Source organism: Ferrovibrio terrae, from assembly GCF_007197755.1.
GTDB classification, from domain to species: Bacteria; Pseudomonadota; Alphaproteobacteria; order Ferrovibrionales; family Ferrovibrionaceae; genus Ferrovibrio; species Ferrovibrio terrae.
Genome location: NZ_CP041636.1, coordinates 2,810,798 through 2,826,328, shown reverse-complemented (window position 1 = coordinate 2,826,328; position 15,531 = coordinate 2,810,798). Strand labels below are relative to the sequence as shown.

Sequence of the window (15,531 nt, the reverse complement as noted above, 5' to 3'; positions counted from 1 at the left end):
CTGGTGAGTTAATTTGGGGATGGATCAATACCTTTTTTGGATCGATGCCACTTTTGATCGATGTTTGAACTGAGCCAACTCCGCTGTTTCGTCGCCGTCGCCGAGGAATTGCATTTCGGCCGGGCGGCGAAGCGCCTGAACCTCACGCAGCCGCCACTCAGCCGGCAGATCCAGCTGCTCGAACATGCGCTTGAGGTCCGGTTATTCGAACGCACCAGCCGCTCGGTCGTTCTCACGCGGGCCGGGGCGGGTTTCCTGCCGGAGGCGCGTCGCCTGCTGCGCCTGGCTGAGGCAGCAGCACTCTCGGCCAAACGCACCGCACGCGGCGATGCCGGTTCGGTCACCATCGGGTTCACGGCGGTGTCGGGTTACGATTTCCTGCCGCGCCTGATCGCCCATTTCCGCAAGACGGCGCCTGACATTGATCTCGTTCTTCGCGAGATGGTGTCGGCCGACCAGCTGGAGGCGCTGACCGCCGGCCGCATCGATATCGGCCTGATCCGTCCGCCCTTCAGCCGGGTCGAACTGCACTCGCGTTGCGTGGTGCGCGAGCCGCTGCTGCTGGCAGCACCCACAGGCCACTGGCTGGCCAAGGTGCGCGAGGTGACGCTGGCCGATCTCGACCGCGAGCCGCTGGTCACCTATTCGCCTTACGAGGCGCGCTATTTCTACGACCTGCTCGCGACGATTTTCACCGAAGCCGGCGTCGCGCCGCAATATGTGCAGCATATCAGCCAGATCCATTCGATCCTGGGCCTGGTGAAAGCCGGGCTCGGTCTGGCGCTGGTGCCGCAGGCGGCGATCAACCTGCGCTTCCGTGGCGTGGTGCTGCGGCCGATCGATATCGGCGCGCGCGTGGCCGAACTGCATATGGCCTGGCGCCGCAGCAACACCAATCCGTCGCTGGACGTTCTGCTGGAGGAGGTTCCGGCGCTTACCGCAACGTGAAGGACGCGGCGGCCTCGACGTCGAAGGAATAGCTGACCACGGTCAGGCCGGCCGGCACGCTGAGCCGCGAATAGTGCAGCGTCGGCGAGGTGATCCGGCACAGATCGGGTTGCCCGCGCCGCAGCAGTTCCGAAATGTGGTTGTGCAGGAAGTAACCATAGGAGCGATCATTCAGCATGCGCAGGTCGCGGCCGAGGATGCTGCGGTCAACGCTCACCGCGCTGGCCGCCGCCGAGCCGCCGCAATGCACGGTTCGGATCGCATCATCGGTCTTCACCATGATATGCACATACGGCAGCAGCCCGCATTCGCCGAGGAATTCCGGCAGCGACAGCCCGGCGCCTCGGATATCAGCGGCAAGGTCGAGCAGCTTGCTGGCGATGGGATTGTCGCGCGCGACGCTGATCGGCAGCGGATAAGTCGCCCAGCCATGCGGCCGGCGCACTTCATCGATCAGGCCGGGAAAGCCGATGGCGGTGAAATAGTCCTCCAGCGCCTCGACATCCTGGAACAGGATATCGGCGCCGCCGCTGCATTTGGCGGTCAGCGCCGCCGGCGGGATTCCGACCGCGGCCGCGACATCATCCAGACTGACTTTCGCCTGTTCGGCGCGCCACAGCAGCGCAATGTTCAGGCGATCGGGCAGACCGGCCTGCAGCGACGTCTTCAAAGGCTTGATCGGGGTGGACATTTAACCTGCGGATGGGCGAGATGCCCGCGCGACGGAATATCGACGTTTGCCTGTGCAGACGCAATGGCCGCGGCTGTGGCCAGTTCAGGGCCGAACGCCTAAGGCCGAACGGCTGGCGTTTCCATCGCCATGCCGGCGGCCCGGCTGTTGAGATAGAGCTCCAGCTCCACCAGTTCATCGGCACCGTAAGGGAATGGCTCGGCCCGCACGCCGGTCATGCAGTTGCGCAGGCGGCGCTGCAGCGATCCCATGTCCTGCCATTCCAGGCGATAGATCGGATAGCCGGTGGGATGCGCCTGCGGAATCGGACTACCGGCCAGCCGTTTGCCCCAGTTGGCATCGTGGCATTGCGTGCAGGAGAAATTCAGCTGACCCATCGCCGTGTGGAACAGCGCCTCGCCCTTCCGGAGCGCTGGCGCCAGCCGGGGATCGTCCGGCGCCCGCACCGGCAGGCCGCGCGACTGCAGGCCCAGATATGCCGCCAGACCAAGCAGCGGCCGGCTTTCGGCATCAAAAGCCGCCGGCTGGTGCTGGTGCGTCGCGCGGCAGGCATTGATGCGGCCCTGCAGGTCGATCGCCTTGCCGCTGCGCTCGTCGTAAGCGGGATAGCGGGCGGCGACGCCGCGCATGCTGGCGGTCGCGTCGCCATGACAGCCGGCACAGGATTTGCCATTGGCGGGGGTTTCATTCCACTGCGCTTCGCCCTCCGCCACCCAGAGCATGGCGGGATTGAGCGCATCCTCGCGCTGCATCTCCTGCGTCGCCGGACTCATGAAGTCGAAACCCGAGCGGCGCTCGGCGGCGACGGCAGGCAGGCACAGCAGCAGGAGAATGGCGACGAGACGACTCATGTAACCGTGATCGCCGCCGTCTCGGTCTGCGAGAAGCCGTTGTCGCCGGTCCAGGTGAAGCTGAGCGTACCGCTGGCGGTGGCCACGGTCGTGAAGCTGATGAAGGGATTGGCGGCAACCGCCTGCCAGAGGTCGGCGCTGAACACTTCCTCGTCGTTATAGCGGCAGGTGAAGCGCCGCAGGATGTCGCGCGGCGCCACCTTGCCGGTGGCATCCGGGCGATAGCCGGTTTCCATCACATGCGAGATCAGCGTCTTGATCTCGATGACCTCGCCTTTTTTCGCCGTCTTCGGAACACTGATCAGTGCGCGCACCATGATCGTTACTCCACACAGGCCGCGAGCGTCACGATCACGTCGACCTGATCGGACCAGAAGCTGCCATCGCTGAACCCTGCCACCGCAATCACCTTCTGCGAGGTGGCCAGCCGCATGCGGGTATTGACGAAGGCGCGGCCGGCGCGCGGCCCCAGCCGCACGGTGATCACATTGGGCTGCGGATTCTGTTCGGTGAAGATGGCGATGGCGCGGACATGGTCCTGCACCGTCATCGGGCTGTCAGCCTTCACCGAGACGGACACCGAATTGCCGTTTTCGACCAGCGGCGACAGATCAAGTTTGACGCGACCGCGCTGCACGGGTGCGTTGCCGGTGAATTCCGCGATCGCGCCGGCCAGTTCCGTGGGCGTCGCGAAAGCCGGTGCGCGCAGCGCCAGCAGGCTGGCGGCACCAATGCCGCTTGCCAATGCGCTCCGTCGTGTGATCAGCCCCCGATTCATAGATCCCTGGCTCATACGCTACTCCTTCAGGGTCAGCAGAAACGCCACCACGTCTTCGATCTCGGCCGCCGTCAGCACCGGCTTGCCCTGCCAGGCCGCACCGACGCGGTTGAGGCTGTCGATACGATAATAAGATGGCATGATCGTGTCGGCATTCACGCGCCGTGAGTCGACCAGCCGCAGCCGCAACTGTCCCGCGTTCCAGCGGCTGCCGGCACCTGCCAGTGTCGGCGCCAGATCGCCCTGGAAGCGTTCCTCGGCGAACGGCCCGGTATGACAGAGCAGGCAGAGTCCCTTCTGCCGGTTGACCACGATGGCCCGGCCACGCAAGGCATCGCCCGGCTGTCCGGTGAGCGACGTCGGGATTGCATCGCCGACCGGACTGTAGGAGACGAGGGTCTGTGCCGCTCCCGTCGATACCCACATCACCACGATCAACGCCGTCATCCCGGCCAAGCGCCACAGTTGTGGCGCGCGAGCCGGGATCCCATTTGAAGCCGAAGTAAAAGGAAATGGGATCCCGGGTCTCGCTGCCGCTCGCCCGGGATGACGTAGTCTTAGCAACACTCTTACGCCGACTTGAGATCGGTGTTCTTCATCGGCAGATCACGGATGCGCTTGCCGGTGGCGGCGAAGATCGCGTTCAGTACCGCCGGTGCCGCCACGGCGATGGTGGGTTCGCCCACACCGCCCCAGAAACCACCCGACGCCACGATCACGGTCTCCACCTTCGGCATCTCGTCGATCCGCATCATCTGGTAGGTGTCGAAATTCTCCTGCTCAATGCGGCCGTTCGCCACCGTGCATTCGCCATAGAGCGCCGCCGTCAGGCCATAGACGAAGGAGCCTTCCACCTGCGCCTCGATCTGCTGCGGATTGACGGCATGGCCCGGATCGGTGGCGGCGACGATGCGGTGTACCTTGATCTTGCCGTCCTTTGCCACCGAGACCTCGGCGACCGCCGCGACGTATGAGCCGAAGCCCATGCATTGCGCCAGGCCGCGGAACACACCGGCCGGCGCCGGCTTGCCCCAGCCGGCTTTCTCGGCCGCCGCATTCAGCACGGCGAGATGCTTGGGGTGATTGGCCATCAGCTTGCGGCGCAGCTCCAGCGGATCGGCCTTGATCTCATGCGCCACCTCATCGAGGAAGCATTCGAGATAGATCGTGTTCTGGTTCAGGTTCACCCCGCGCCAGAAGCCCGGTGGCACATGCGGATTGCGCATGGCATGGTCGATCAGCAGGTTGGGGAAGGTATAACCGATCGAGGCTTCCGGTCCGGGCGGATTGAGGCCCTGGAAGACGACAGGGTCGAGCCCGTTGCGGATGTTCTGCGGGAAGATGCCGGCGAGGATCGACTGGCCGGAAATGCGCATATGCAGTCCGGTCACTTCATTCTTGTCGTTCAGCGCTGCGGTCAGCTTGCATTGCGTGATCGGATGATAGCGGCCATGCAGCATGTCTTCTTCGCGCGACCAGATCAGCTTGATGGGCGTGCCGGGCATCTCCTTCGCGATGACCACAGCCTGACGCACCCAGTCATGCACCGCGCCGCGCCGACCGAAGCCGCCGCCCAGATGCAGCTTGTAGACCTCGCATTTCGCCGGCGGCAGGCCCGACGCTTCCGAGGCCGCAGCCAAAGCCGCCTCGCCATTCTGTGTCGGCGTCCACACCTCGCAGAGCTCCGGCGTGTATTTCGCCGTGGCGTTCATCGGTTCCATCGTCGCGTGATTCTGGAACGGATAGCCATAGGTGGCGGTCACTTTCTTTGCGGCACCCGCCATCGCGGCTTCAATATCGCCCACCTTGTTGCCGACAGCAGCCTCCTTGGCATCCAGGCCTTCTTTCAGCACCGCCGCGATGGTGGCGCTGGAGACCTTGGCATTCGGGCCTTCATCCCACTCGATCTTCATGGCGTTGAGCGCGCTGTTCGCGCGCCACCAGGTATCGGCCACCACGGCCACCGCCGTGTCGCCGACCTGCACCACCTTCTTCACGCCGGGCATTTTCATCGCGCCAGCGGCATCAAAGCTCTTCACCTTGCCGCCGAAGACCGGGCAGTCCTTGATCGCGGCATTCAGCATGCCGGGCAATTGCAGATCGACGCCGTAGATCTGCTTGCCGGTCAGCTTCTCGGCGGTATCGAGCCGCTTGACCGATTTGCCGGCCACCTTCCAGTCCTTCGGATCCTTCAGCGGGATGTCGGTCGGCGGGGTCAGTTTCGCCGCCGCACTCGCCACCTTGCCGTAACTGACCGTGCGGTTGCTCGGCTTGTGCGTGATCACGCTGTTGGCGGCAGAGCATTCCGCCGCCGGCACTTTCCATTGCCCGGCCGCGGCCTGCACCAGCAGGATGCGCGCCGCCGCGCCGCCCTTGCGCACATAGTCATGCGACTCACGGATGCCGCGGCTGCCGCCGGTAGACATATTACCCCAGGCGCGGTTGCGCGCGAGGTTCTGGCCCGGCGTGGGATATTCGGTGGTCACCTTCGACCAGTTGCAGTCCAGTTCTTCGGCCACCAGCTGCGCGAGGCCGGTGAGCGAGCCCTGTCCCATCTCGGAGCGGGCGATGCGGATCACCACGGTGTCGTCGGGCTTGATCAGCACCCAGGCATTGATCTCCGGGTTCACCGCCGCAGCGGCTTTTTGCTGCGCCAACGCGGGAATATGGAAGCCCACGGTCAGCCCGCCGGCCGCGGCGGCCGATGTCGTGATGAAGGCGCGGCGCGAGAGTTTCTGCATGATGGTCATGGCTGTTCCCTCCCCGCTCAGGTGCGCGTGCGACCGGCCGGCACAGCGCCGGCGGCCTGATGAATCGCGCTGCGCACGCGGTTGTAGGTGCCGCAGCGACAGATATTGGTGATCTCGTTGTCGATATCGGCATCGGTCGGCTTCGGCGTCTTTTTCAGCATCGCCGCCACCGCCATGATCATGCCGACCTGGCAATAGCCGCATTGCGGCACGTCCTGGTCGAGCCAGGCCTTCTGCACCGGATGCGAGCCGTTGGGCGACAGGCCCTCGATGGTGACGATCTTCTGCTTCTCGTCGATGGCCGAGGCCGGCATGGCGCAGGAGCGCACCGCTTCGCCGTCGACATGCACGGTGCAGGCGCCGCACTGTGCCACGCCGCAGCCGTATTTCGTGCCGGTCAGCTTCAGCTGCTCGCGCAGCACCCACAGCAGCGGGGTGTCCTCCTCGGCCTGGAATTCACGCACGCGTCCATTGACGTTGAGCTTGGGCATTGTCGTCCTCCTGGTCCGCTCCCCGCATGGGAAGCGTCTGCTGCGCTCGAGTGATTCTCTGGCCTTGTGATTCCCTGGGCCTCGGGGGCGAGCGAAGTATACATCCAGCCGCGGTGCTCTCTCCGAGACACGTGTTTGTGAGCGCGATCAAAGCCGCCGCGTCTGTGTGCAACTGCACAGAATGGCGCGGTCCGGCCAAGGCGCGTCGAATTGGGATTGACAGACTCGCCACCTTATAGGTAAATCGATTTAGTAAATCGATACACAAAAATGAAAAACTAGGGAAAGGAAACCATCACATGACGATCTCTCGCCGCCGTTTTCTCGGCACGGGTGCCACTGTTGCTGCCGGCGCCGCGGCTGCCGGCCTGTTCCCCGCCCCGGCCGTACTGGCCCAGGGCGCGCCGATCACCTTCCGCGTCTCGTCTTCGATGCCGGTCGATCCGAATGCCGCACATTACATCTGGTTCGACCTGTTCCAGAAGGCGCTGAAGGCCAAGGTCGGCGAGCGCATCCGCCTCGACTACTTCCCCAACGGCCAGCTCGGCAAGGAAGCCGATGTGGTGCAGCAGGTCATTATCGGCTCGGTCGACATGATGATCACCGGCTCGTCGATCTGGGCCACCGCCGTGCCGGAACTCGGCGCGCTCGATCTCGGCTTCCTGTTCGACAACTATGCACATGGCGCCAAGGCGCTGGATGCTGGCGTCGGCAAGACCTTCGAGGCCATGCTGGATGAACGCAAAGGCATCAATGTGCTCGGCTGGGGCTTCCATTTCGGCGCCCGCAGCGTCTACACCCGCAGCAAGGTGGAAAACCTCGCCGGCCTGAAGAGCGTGAAGCTGCGCGTGCTGCCGGCGCCCGCTTTCATCGAGACCTTCAAGATCATGGGCGCCGTGCCGGTGCCAATCCCGGTGAACGAGCTCTACACCGCGCTGCAGACCGGCGTGGTGGACGGTTTCGAACACGATCCCGCCACTGTGCTGTCGAACCGCTTCTATGAAGTGTCGAAATTCTGCCTGCGCACCGACCATCTGTTCAGCCCGATGATCTGCGCCATCGGCAAACGCGGCCTGGCGAAAGTCCCGGCCAACTTGAAGACCGACTTCCTGGCGGCAGCCCGCGAGGCCACCATCGCCGAACGCGCCATCGCCGATACCAAGGCAACCGAAGCGATGAAGGAACTCGAAAAGCTCGGCGTCACCTTCACCGCCTTCCCGGCTGCCGACCGTGCCGCGATCGCCAAGCCGATCTCGGACACGCTCTATGCGCAGTTCATGACGCAGTATCCCGCCACCAAGCCGGTCTTCGACGCCATCGCCAAGGCGCGTGGCTAATTAAACACCGAAGAACGGATGCCAGTATTCCTGCCGGGACCGACATCCCGGCAGGCGTACCGGCCGCAGGGAGACGCATCAGAATGAACAGTAGCGCGGCGATACCGGGTGTACCGGTTCTGTATGAGCGGTTCGGCCGGGTTGGCGGCGGACTGCGCACCGGCCTCACCGTGATCGAACATGCCGCGGGCATTGCGCTCGCTGTCGATGTCGCCGTGGTCTTCGCCTCGGTGATCTATCGCTACTTCCTGCACGATCCGGTCGACTGGGCCGAGGAAGTGGCCCGCGCGCTGATGGTGATGCTGGTCTTCCTTGGCGCCGCCACGGCGCTGGGCCGCAACCACCATGCCGGAATTGACGTGTTCCGCGGCTTCTTCCCGCCGCATTGGCAACGCGCCCTGGTGCAGGTCGCCCAGTGGGTGGTCGCCGCCGTTTCGCTGGCCCTGCTGGTCACCTCCTACATGCTGCTGGAGGATACAGCGGGCCAGACCACGCCGCTCGGCCTGCCGCACGGCATCTATGCCTGGCCGGTGGTGGTCGGCAGCCTGTGCATGGCGATCTTCGCACTGGCCAATGCCTTCGAGGCACCGCGTCCGCTCGCCTTCGGGACTCTCGCTGGCGTGCTCATCGTCTTCGCCGTCATCGCCGCCTGGCATTCCTATGCCTGGGAGAGCGCGCCTTCACCGCTGCTGCTGCTGCTGGTCGGCTTCCTCGGCAGCATCGTGATCGGCGTGCCGATCGCCTTTGCCCTGGCCTTTGCCTCGCTGGTCTATTTCCTCGCCGATCCGTCGCTGCCGATGGTGATCTATTCGCAGCAGGTGGCGGCCGGCGCCGATCACTTCGTGCTGCTGGCGATCCCCTTCTTCGTGCTGGCCGGCCTCGCCATGGAAGCCAACGGCATGTCGTCGCGGCTGATCGAACTGCTGCTGCGCATGATGGGCCGCCTGCGCGGTGGCATCAACCTGATCACCATTGTCGCCACCGCCGTCTTCTCCGGCATTTCCGGCTCCAAGCTGGCCGATATCGCGGCCGTGGGCGGCATCATCATGCCCGCCGTGCGCCGCAGCCGGCAGGACCCCAATGAAACCGCCGGCCTGCTGGCCTGTACCGCCGTGATGGCGGAAACCATCCCGCCCTGCGTCAACATGATCATCTTCGCCTTCGTCGCTAATGTGTCGGTCGGTGGCTTGTTCGTGGCGGGCCTGGTGCCGGCCGCCTTCCTGGCGCTGCTGCTGGCGGTGGTCGCCGTCTGGAAGGGCGGCAAGGTCGATCCCGAGCATCTGAAGGCCAGCGATCGTTCGCTGACCCAGCTGATCGTCGGTTCGCTGGTGGCGCTGCTCATGATCCTGATGATCGGTCGCGGCGTGATGGCCGGTCTTGCCACCTCCACCGAGATTTCCGCCTTCGCCGTGGTCTACGCCCTGGTGGTCGGCGGCCTGGCTTTCCGCGAACTGACCACAAAGGTGACGGTGCGTCTGTTCGTGCAGTCGGCCGCGATGTCGGGCAGCATCCTGTTCATCGTGGCTGCCGCCTCGGGCTTTGCCTATGCGCTGACCATCGAGCAGATCCCCTCGCTGATCACCGGCACCATGATCGACTTCGGCAAGTCTTACGGCAGCATCATGTTCCTGCTGCTCGCCACCGTGGTGATGATCTTCTTCGGCGCCGTGCTGGAAGGTGCGCCGGCACTGATCATCTTCGGTCCGCTGCTGACGCCGATCGCCGCGCAGCTCGGCATCAATCCGCTGCATTTCGGCACCGTGATGGTGATCGCCATGGGCTTCGGGCTGTTTGCACCGCCGGTCGGTCTCGGGCTTTTCGCCACCTGCACCATGACCGGCACCCGCGTGCAGGACGTGGCGAAGCCGATGATGAAATACCTTGCCATCCTGGCAATCGGCCTCGTTATACTCGTGCTGGTCCCCAGCTTCTCGCTGTGGCTGCCTTCCCGCTTCGGCATGAACTGACGCCTCGGTACACTGATCCATGTCCACCATCACCGACGTCGCCAAACTGGCCCGGGTCTCGACTTCGACGGTGTCGAACGTCCTGAACGGCCGCGTCGACAAGATGAGCCGGGAAACGCTGGGGCGCGTGCAGCAGGCGGTGGCCGAACTCGGCTTCCAGCCCAATCGCACCGCGCGCCAGCTCAAGACCGGCCAGATCGAGATGCTGGGCCTGCTGGTGCCCTCGATGGGCAATCCGTCTTACGGCCTGCTGGCGCGTGAGATCGAGATCGTCGCCCGCGCGCGGCATGGCTATCGCGTCATCGTCGCCAATACCTATCGCGATCCGCAGCAGGAACGCGCCTTCCTCGAAGACATGTGGTCGCAGGGTGTGCGCGGCGTGATCGTGATTTCCTCGCTGGCCGACGAAGCGCATTTCGAGGATCCGGTCTCGCGCGGCCTGGTGGCGGTGAGCTACGACAGCCATGCGCGGCGCGACCGCCAGCCGATCCTGGATTATGTCTCGGCCGACAATGTCGCCGGCGCCAGTCTTGCGGTCCAGCATCTGGCCGAACAGGGCCACCGCACCATTGCTTTCCTGACGCCGTCGGGCTGGACCTTCAGCCGCGCCGAAAAGCGTGAAGGCTTCCTGCAGGCCGCAGAGAAAGCCGGCCTCAAGGGCGTGGTGATTTCCGGCAGCACGGCGTCGAACTATGCCGACGAAGAGATGGCCGAACTGGGCCAGAGCCTGGCCACACCGTTGGTGCAGCATGCCGACCGGCCGACGGCGGCCGTGGCGATCAACGACATGATGGCCATCGGACTTATGGCCGGCCTGCGCGAACAGGGGCTTGAACTGCCGCGCGACATGTCGGTGGTCGGCATGGACGGCATTCCGCTCGGCGCCTATACGGCACCGCCGCTCACCACCATCCGGCTGCCATTGCCGGATCTGGCGCGCACCATGGTGGACCGCATCATGCTGCGCCTGAAGGAACCCAGCACCGCGCCGGACGAGTTCCGGTTTTCCTCCACGCTGCTGCAGCGGCAATCCGTCGCGCCGCCGCCTTTACGTTGAGTTTTGATGCGTATCCTGCTGACCCATACCCCTGACGCCCTGCGCAACTATTACGGCGCCGAGGCCCTGGCCGCATTGCGCAAGCTGGGCGAGGTCAGACTGCATCAGGGCAATGCGCCGCTGACCACCGCAGAACTGATCAGGCAGGCGCGCGGCTGCGATGTGATCGTCTCGGACCGCCAGACGCCCGGCGAGGCCGCCGTATTCGAGCAGTTGCCCGATCTCGCTGCCTTCCTGCGCTGCGCCATGGATATTCGCAATATCGACTGCGCGGCCGCCGACCGCGCCGGCGTGCTGGTCACCCGCGCCACGGCGGGCTTCATGGACTCGGTTGCTGAACTCGCCATCGGCATGCTGGTCGATCTGGCGCGCGGCGTCAGCATCGGTGTACAGGCCTATCGTTCCGGCCGGGCGCCGCCGGTCCGCATGGGCATCCAGCTGTCGTATTCCAGCATCGGCATCATCGGCTACGGCGCCATCGGCCGCCGGCTGGGCGAACTGGCCCATGCACTGGGCATGACCGTGCTGGCCAGCGACCCGGTCGTGCAGATCGATGACCAGCATGTGAAGCAGGTGGCGCTGAACCATCTGCTGCATGACGCGAAATTCGTTGTCTGCCTGGCGCCCGCCAATCCGCAGACCGAAAAGCTGATGGATGCGCGCGCCTTTGCCGCCATGCAGAAGGGCAGCTACTTCATCAACCTCGCCCGCGGCGAACTGGTCGACGAGCCAGCCTTGGCCGAGGCGCTGGACAGCGGCCATCTGGCGGGTGCTGCCATGGATGTCGGCCGTGCGCCCGACCAGATGCCCTCGCCGTTCCTGGCCAGGCGCCCGGACGTGATCGCCACACCGCATATCGGCGGCCTGACGCCGGAAGCCGTGTCGCACCAGGCCTTCGATACGGTGAAGCAGGTCGAGGCGCTCAGTCAGGCTCGCCTGCCGCCCGGCGCGGTGAACCCGGAAGCAGCCAAGCGGCTGGCGCGGCTGGGCGTGGCCGTCTAGCTGATCTTGCGGATCGCCACCAGGCAGAGCAGCGTGAACAGCATCTGCGCGGCAGCCTGCGCCGTCACCGTGCTGGCGTCATACTGCGGCGCCACTTCCACCACATCGCCGCCGACGATATCGAGACCGGCCAGGCCGCGCAGGATCGCCTGCGCCTCGCGCGGCGTCAGCCCGCCCACTTCCGGCGTGCCGGTGCCCGGCGCAAAGGCCGGATCGAGGCCATCGACATCGAAGGTGACATAGACCGGGCCGTCGCCCACGACACGGCGCGCCTTTTCGATCACGGCCGGAATGCCCATACCGTCGATCTCTTCGGCATGGATCACGGTCATGCCGCTGTCGAGCGAGAATTCCCACAGATATTCGGCAGCACCACGAATGCCGATCTGGATGCAGCGTTCCGGATCCAGCACGCCATCCAGCACCGCCTGCCGGAACGGGCCGCCGTGATGGAACTTGGTGCCTTCATATTCGCCGCTGGTGTCGCAATGGGCATCAATATGCACCATGCCAAGCGGCCGGCCGGCGCCGAGTGCCCGCATGATCGGCAGCGTGACGGAATGATCGCCGCCGACCGACAGCGGGATCACGCCTGCCGCACGGATGCGTTTGTAATAGGCCTCGATATCGGCGTGGCAGGAGGCCAGATCGAACCGGCTGCGCATCGGCACATCGCCGATATCGGCCACGCTGATTTCGCCAAGCGGCGCGCGTTTCAGAACATGCTCATACGGCCCGATGCGTTCGACATCGCGCACCGCGCGCGGACCCAGTCGCGCGCCGGCGCGATTGGTGACGCCCAGATCCATCGGCACGCCAACCAGCGCGCAATCCAGTCCGGCGAAATCGGCATCGGCCTTCACCGGGCGATACGGTGCGCCGACGAAGGTGGCGACATCGGCGAACGGCCATTTGCGCTGTTCGGGATCGACGAAAACCTGCGCCGCTACCTTGGCGAAATGCGGGTCGAAAATATCGCCGCCCTTGGCCGCCGCATATTTCTGCCGTAGCGCGTCCAGCTTTGCCTTGTCCATGTTACCTACCTCTGGCTGCCATGTGACGACTTTGCGTCACACCGCCTCTGCTAGACAAGCACGTTGTCACCCGGTTGATGACCCTTGACGTTCGCCCTGCCGCCCCTCAAGTAGGGACCATGACCGGCATCCCCACCTTCGCCCTGCCCGGCGGCTTTCTCGGCATCACGCGACGCGACGCCGATCCGGCGGTCGCCATCGCCGGCATTGCCCTCGATATCGCCACCACCAACCGGCCCGGCGCCCGCTTTGGCCCGGAGGCGATCCGCCGCGCCAGCAAGATGCTGGTCGATGGCGATCACCCGCTGACCCGTCGCGCGGTCAGCGCAATGGTTTCGGATGTCGGCGACTTCGAGATCGCGCTGGGCGATATTCCCGCCAGCATGGCGCTGATCGAGCAGCAGGCGGCGCGGTTCCGCCACCTGATCACGCTGGGCGGCGACCATTCCATCGCCCTGCCGCTGCTGCGCGCGCTGGCCAAACGCCACGGCCCGGTCGGGCTGGTGCATTTCGACGCGCATGTCGACACCTGGCCCGACAGTTTCGGCCAGCCCTACGGCCATGGCTCCTGCTTCTATCATGCGATCAACGAAGGCATCGTCGATCCGCAGCGCATGATCCAGATCGGCATCCGCTCGCCGGTGCAGCGCGAGGTGATGGACTGGACGCTGGGCCACGGCGTCACCGTACTGAGCGCGCAGGATGTGCATCAGCAGGGCGTGGCGGCTATCGCCGAACGTATCCGCGCCGTCGTCGGTGCGCAGGCGGCCTATCTCACGTTTGACATCGACGCACTCGATCCGGCCTTTGCGCCCGGCACCGGCACGCCGGAAATCGGCGGCCTCGCCACCTGGCAGGCGCAGGCGCTGCTGCGCAGTTGCGGCGGCCTGAACTTCGCCGGCATGGATATGGTGGAAGTCGCGCCGGCCTACGATCAGTCGGAGATCACCGCACTCGCCGCCGCCACACTGGTCTACGAGTATCTCGCGCTGCTGCCATCTGAAATGTGACATTTTCGGCGACGGCCGAATTATCACTTGCACAGCGGCGCATTTGCTTTAAATGCACATCTCAAGACGCAGGTCGCACGTGCCCAGGGCCATTCCGGTCAAGCAACGACGCACGCGTCCTTTTCGGAGAGCCAGCCTCGTGGGTTGGTGCCTTGAAGGAGCTGACGATGTTGTTCAGGCATACACGGAGCTTGGTTTAGCTCCCCGACCTGTCGGCCTCAGGTGACGACCCGCCCCGGCAATCTTTGCATGGGCGGCGAGCCAGACCGGCAGCATTCCACCAAAATTCGCTTTTAACCGCCGCTTTCGAGCGGTGTGTTTTGACGTCTTGGAGGATTTGCGGATGACCGCGTCCCGCCTGCGCGTTGCCGTTTCCCCGTTGCGTCGCGACGTTTCGCGACGACGTTCCGCCGATGCCCTGCCCATGGTCGATGCCGTGGTTGCAGTACTGCGCCCGGAAGAGCCGCTGCACTGCCTGCGGCCGGCGGCGATCACGGCTGCTGCACGGTCATTCGTGGAGGCCTTCGAGGGCCGCACGCTCTATGCCGTGAAGTGCAATCCGGACCCACGCGTGCTGGCCGCGCTGTGGCGCGGCGGCGTGCGCGCCTTCGACTGCGCCTCTCCGGCCGAGGTCGCGCTGGTGCGCCAGGTGCTGCCGGACGCGACCATCCATTACATGCACCCGGTCAAGGCGCGCTCGGCCATCCGCACGGCCTGGCATCAGCATGGCGTGCGCGACTTCGCCATCGACAGCGAAGCCGAGCTGGACAAAATCCTGGCCGAAACCGGCCCGACGGAAGAACTTGGCCTGATCGTGCGCCTCGCGCTGCCCAAGGGCAACGCCGCGCTCGACCTGTCGGGCAAGTTCGGCATCGCGCCGGAAGACGCGCCGGCCCTGCTGCGCCGTGCGCGCGGCGTGACTGCTCGGCTGGGCATCTCCTTCCATGTCGGTTCGCAATGTGCCGATCCCGCCCGCTGGTCGGCCGCTATCGCGCTGGCCGGCGACGTGGCCGTCGCGGCCGGCGTGAAGCTGGATATGCTGGATGTCGGCGGCGGCTTCCCGGTTGCCTATGCGCCGGAGGACGACCTGCCGCAGCTTGGTGCCTTCATGGCCGAGATCGATGCCGGCGCGGCTGCGCTGTGCGAGCGTCTGGGCGATCTGGCGCCGGCCGAAATCTGGGCCGAGCCGGGCCGTGCGCTGGTGGCGCAGGGCGCGTCTGTCGTGGTGCAGGTGCAGGCCCGCAAGGGCGATGCGCTCTACATAAACGACGGCGTCTACGGCAGCCTGGCCGATGCCGGCAGCCTGAACTGGCGGTTCCCGCTGCGCCCGGTGCGCCGGACCGACGCGAGACTGCGACGCTTCACCCTGTTCGGTCCGACCTGCGACAGCCTGGACCGCATGGACGGCGGTTTCTGGCTGCCGGAGGATATTGCCGAGGGCGACTGGATCGAAATCGGGCAGCTGGGCGCCTATGGGGCAACCCTGCGCACGGCTTTTAACGGATTCGACCGTGGACAACTGGTGGAAGTGGCCGACGCACCATTGCTCGAAACCCCGGGTTACGCTATCGCCTAGCCCCAATTTCGCCTGCCTGGCCGGCGGGGGCCGAAACCG

The 15,531-nt window shown here is 65.3% G+C and carries 15 protein-coding genes; 7 read left to right on the top strand and 8 right to left on the bottom strand.

The genetic code is table 11. The annotated features are described in order from the left end of the window. Nucleotides 1–60: 60 nt before the first annotated feature. The gene (locus FNB15_RS13740; protein ID WP_144069249.1) at nt 61–948 is read left to right on the top strand and encodes a LysR family transcriptional regulator; all 888 of its coding nucleotides are present in this window, start codon (nt 61–63) and stop codon (nt 946–948) included. Here the strand turns inward: FNB15_RS13740 and FNB15_RS13735 are convergent. The 7 genes from FNB15_RS13735 to FNB15_RS13705 all read right to left on the bottom strand — a co-directional run bounded on the left by FNB15_RS13735 (nt 935) and on the right by FNB15_RS13705 (nt 6,509). After that, entirely contained in the window at nt 935–1,639 is a 705-nt protein-coding gene (locus tag FNB15_RS13735; protein ID WP_144069248.1) for a hypothetical protein, read from the bottom strand. The two genes, FNB15_RS13740 and FNB15_RS13735, sit on opposite strands and share 14 nt — an antisense overlap. Nucleotides 1,640–1,737: 98 nt before the next feature. Next, nucleotides 1,738–2,490, bottom strand: coding sequence for a sulfur oxidation c-type cytochrome SoxA (gene soxA / locus FNB15_RS13730; protein WP_144069247.1), 753 nt, complete (start codon nt 2,488–2,490; stop codon nt 1,738–1,740). Further along, a complete protein-coding gene (soxZ, locus tag FNB15_RS13725; protein WP_144069246.1) occupies nt 2,487–2,807 on the bottom strand; it encodes a thiosulfate oxidation carrier complex protein SoxZ in 321 nt (106 codons plus the stop codon). The genes soxA and soxZ overlap by 4 nt, the downstream gene beginning before the upstream one ends. Before the next feature lie 5 nt (nt 2,808–2,812). After that, entirely contained in the window at nt 2,813–3,283 is a 471-nt protein-coding gene (locus FNB15_RS13720; protein WP_246068689.1) for a SoxY-related AACIE arm protein, read from the bottom strand. A gap of 3 nt (nt 3,284–3,286) precedes the next feature. Further along, nucleotides 3,287–3,715, bottom strand: coding sequence for a sulfur oxidation c-type cytochrome SoxX (soxX, locus tag FNB15_RS13715; protein WP_144069245.1), 429 nt, complete (start codon nt 3,713–3,715; stop codon nt 3,287–3,289). Between the two features lie 122 nt (nt 3,716–3,837). After that, nucleotides 3,838–6,018 (bottom strand): xanthine dehydrogenase family protein molybdopterin-binding subunit, encoded by a 2,181-nt coding sequence (locus FNB15_RS13710; protein WP_144069244.1) that lies wholly within the window; start codon nt 6,016–6,018, stop codon nt 3,838–3,840. A gap of 17 nt (nt 6,019–6,035) precedes the next feature. Then, complete coding sequence (locus FNB15_RS13705; protein ID WP_144069243.1) at nt 6,036–6,509, bottom strand: (2Fe-2S)-binding protein; 474 nt, start codon at nt 6,507–6,509, stop codon at nt 6,036–6,038. Between the two features lie 299 nt (nt 6,510–6,808). On the opposite strand from FNB15_RS13705, the gene FNB15_RS13700 reads away from it, so the two are divergent. The 4 genes from FNB15_RS13700 (at nt 6,809) to FNB15_RS13685 (ending at nt 11,872) form a co-directional block, all read left to right on the top strand. Beyond that, nucleotides 6,809–7,846, top strand: coding sequence for a TRAP transporter substrate-binding protein (locus FNB15_RS13700; protein WP_144069242.1), 1,038 nt, complete (start codon nt 6,809–6,811; stop codon nt 7,844–7,846). Between the two features lie 83 nt (nt 7,847–7,929). Further along, nucleotides 7,930–9,813, top strand: coding sequence for a TRAP transporter large permease (locus FNB15_RS13695; RefSeq protein WP_144069241.1), 1,884 nt, complete (start codon nt 7,930–7,932; stop codon nt 9,811–9,813). Between the two features lie 19 nt (nt 9,814–9,832). After that, the gene (locus FNB15_RS13690) at nt 9,833–10,870 is read left to right on the top strand and encodes a LacI family DNA-binding transcriptional regulator (RefSeq protein WP_144069240.1); all 1,038 of its coding nucleotides are present in this window, start codon (nt 9,833–9,835) and stop codon (nt 10,868–10,870) included. Nucleotides 10,871–10,876: 6 nt separating this feature from the next. After that, the gene (locus tag FNB15_RS13685; protein ID WP_144069239.1) at nt 10,877–11,872 is read left to right on the top strand and encodes an NAD(P)-dependent oxidoreductase; all 996 of its coding nucleotides are present in this window, start codon (nt 10,877–10,879) and stop codon (nt 11,870–11,872) included. Here the strand turns inward: FNB15_RS13685 and speB (FNB15_RS13680) are convergent. After that, nucleotides 11,869–12,906 (bottom strand): agmatinase, encoded by a 1,038-nt coding sequence (gene speB, locus FNB15_RS13680; RefSeq protein WP_144069238.1) that lies wholly within the window; start codon nt 12,904–12,906, stop codon nt 11,869–11,871. The genes FNB15_RS13685 and speB (FNB15_RS13680) overlap by 4 nt on opposite strands. Nucleotides 12,907–13,025: 119 nt before the next feature. Here speB (FNB15_RS13680) and speB (FNB15_RS13675) point away from each other — a divergent pair, with 119 nt between their 5' ends. Further along, complete coding sequence (gene speB, locus FNB15_RS13675) at nt 13,026–13,916, top strand: agmatinase (protein WP_144069237.1); 891 nt, start codon at nt 13,026–13,028, stop codon at nt 13,914–13,916. Between the two features lie 343 nt (nt 13,917–14,259). Continuing rightward, nucleotides 14,260–15,492, top strand: a complete 1,233-nt coding sequence (locus FNB15_RS13670; RefSeq protein ID WP_144069236.1) for a type III PLP-dependent enzyme — start codon at nt 14,260–14,262, stop codon at nt 15,490–15,492. Nucleotides 15,493–15,531 lie beyond the last annotated feature (39 nt).

Excerpts from the sequence above, each read along its gene's own strand:
- FNB15_RS13740 (WP_144069249.1), top strand. The coding sequence starts at position 61 with ATGTTTGAACTGAGCCAACTCCGCTGTTTCGTCGCCGTCGCCGAGGAA.
- FNB15_RS13705 (WP_144069243.1), bottom strand. The coding sequence starts at position 6,509 with ATGCCCAAGCTCAACGTCAATGGACGCGTGCGTGAATTCCAGGCCGAG.
- FNB15_RS13720 (WP_246068689.1), bottom strand. The coding sequence starts at position 3,283 with ATGAGCCAGGGATCTATGAATCGGGGGCTGATCACACGACGGAGCGCA.
- FNB15_RS13735 (WP_144069248.1), bottom strand. The coding sequence starts at position 1,639 with ATGTCCACCCCGATCAAGCCTTTGAAGACGTCGCTGCAGGCCGGTCTG.
- FNB15_RS13700 (WP_144069242.1), top strand. The coding sequence starts at position 6,809 with ATGACGATCTCTCGCCGCCGTTTTCTCGGCACGGGTGCCACTGTTGCT.
- FNB15_RS13690 (WP_144069240.1), top strand. The coding sequence starts at position 9,833 with ATGTCCACCATCACCGACGTCGCCAAACTGGCCCGGGTCTCGACTTCG.
- soxX (WP_144069245.1), bottom strand. The coding sequence starts at position 3,715 with ATGACGGCGTTGATCGTGGTGATGTGGGTATCGACGGGAGCGGCACAG.
- soxZ (WP_144069246.1), bottom strand. The coding sequence starts at position 2,807 with ATGGTGCGCGCACTGATCAGTGTTCCGAAGACGGCGAAAAAAGGCGAG.
- speB (WP_144069237.1), top strand. The coding sequence starts at position 13,026 with ATGACCGGCATCCCCACCTTCGCCCTGCCCGGCGGCTTTCTCGGCATC.
- FNB15_RS13695 (WP_144069241.1), top strand. The coding sequence starts at position 7,930 with ATGAACAGTAGCGCGGCGATACCGGGTGTACCGGTTCTGTATGAGCGG.
- FNB15_RS13710 (WP_144069244.1), bottom strand. The coding sequence starts at position 6,018 with ATGACCATCATGCAGAAACTCTCGCGCCGCGCCTTCATCACGACATCG.
- FNB15_RS13670 (WP_144069236.1), top strand. The coding sequence starts at position 14,260 with ATGACCGCGTCCCGCCTGCGCGTTGCCGTTTCCCCGTTGCGTCGCGAC.
- soxA (WP_144069247.1), bottom strand. The coding sequence starts at position 2,490 with ATGAGTCGTCTCGTCGCCATTCTCCTGCTGCTGTGCCTGCCTGCCGTC.
- FNB15_RS13685 (WP_144069239.1), top strand. The coding sequence starts at position 10,877 with ATGCGTATCCTGCTGACCCATACCCCTGACGCCCTGCGCAACTATTAC.
- speB (WP_144069238.1), bottom strand. The coding sequence starts at position 12,906 with ATGGACAAGGCAAAGCTGGACGCGCTACGGCAGAAATATGCGGCGGCC.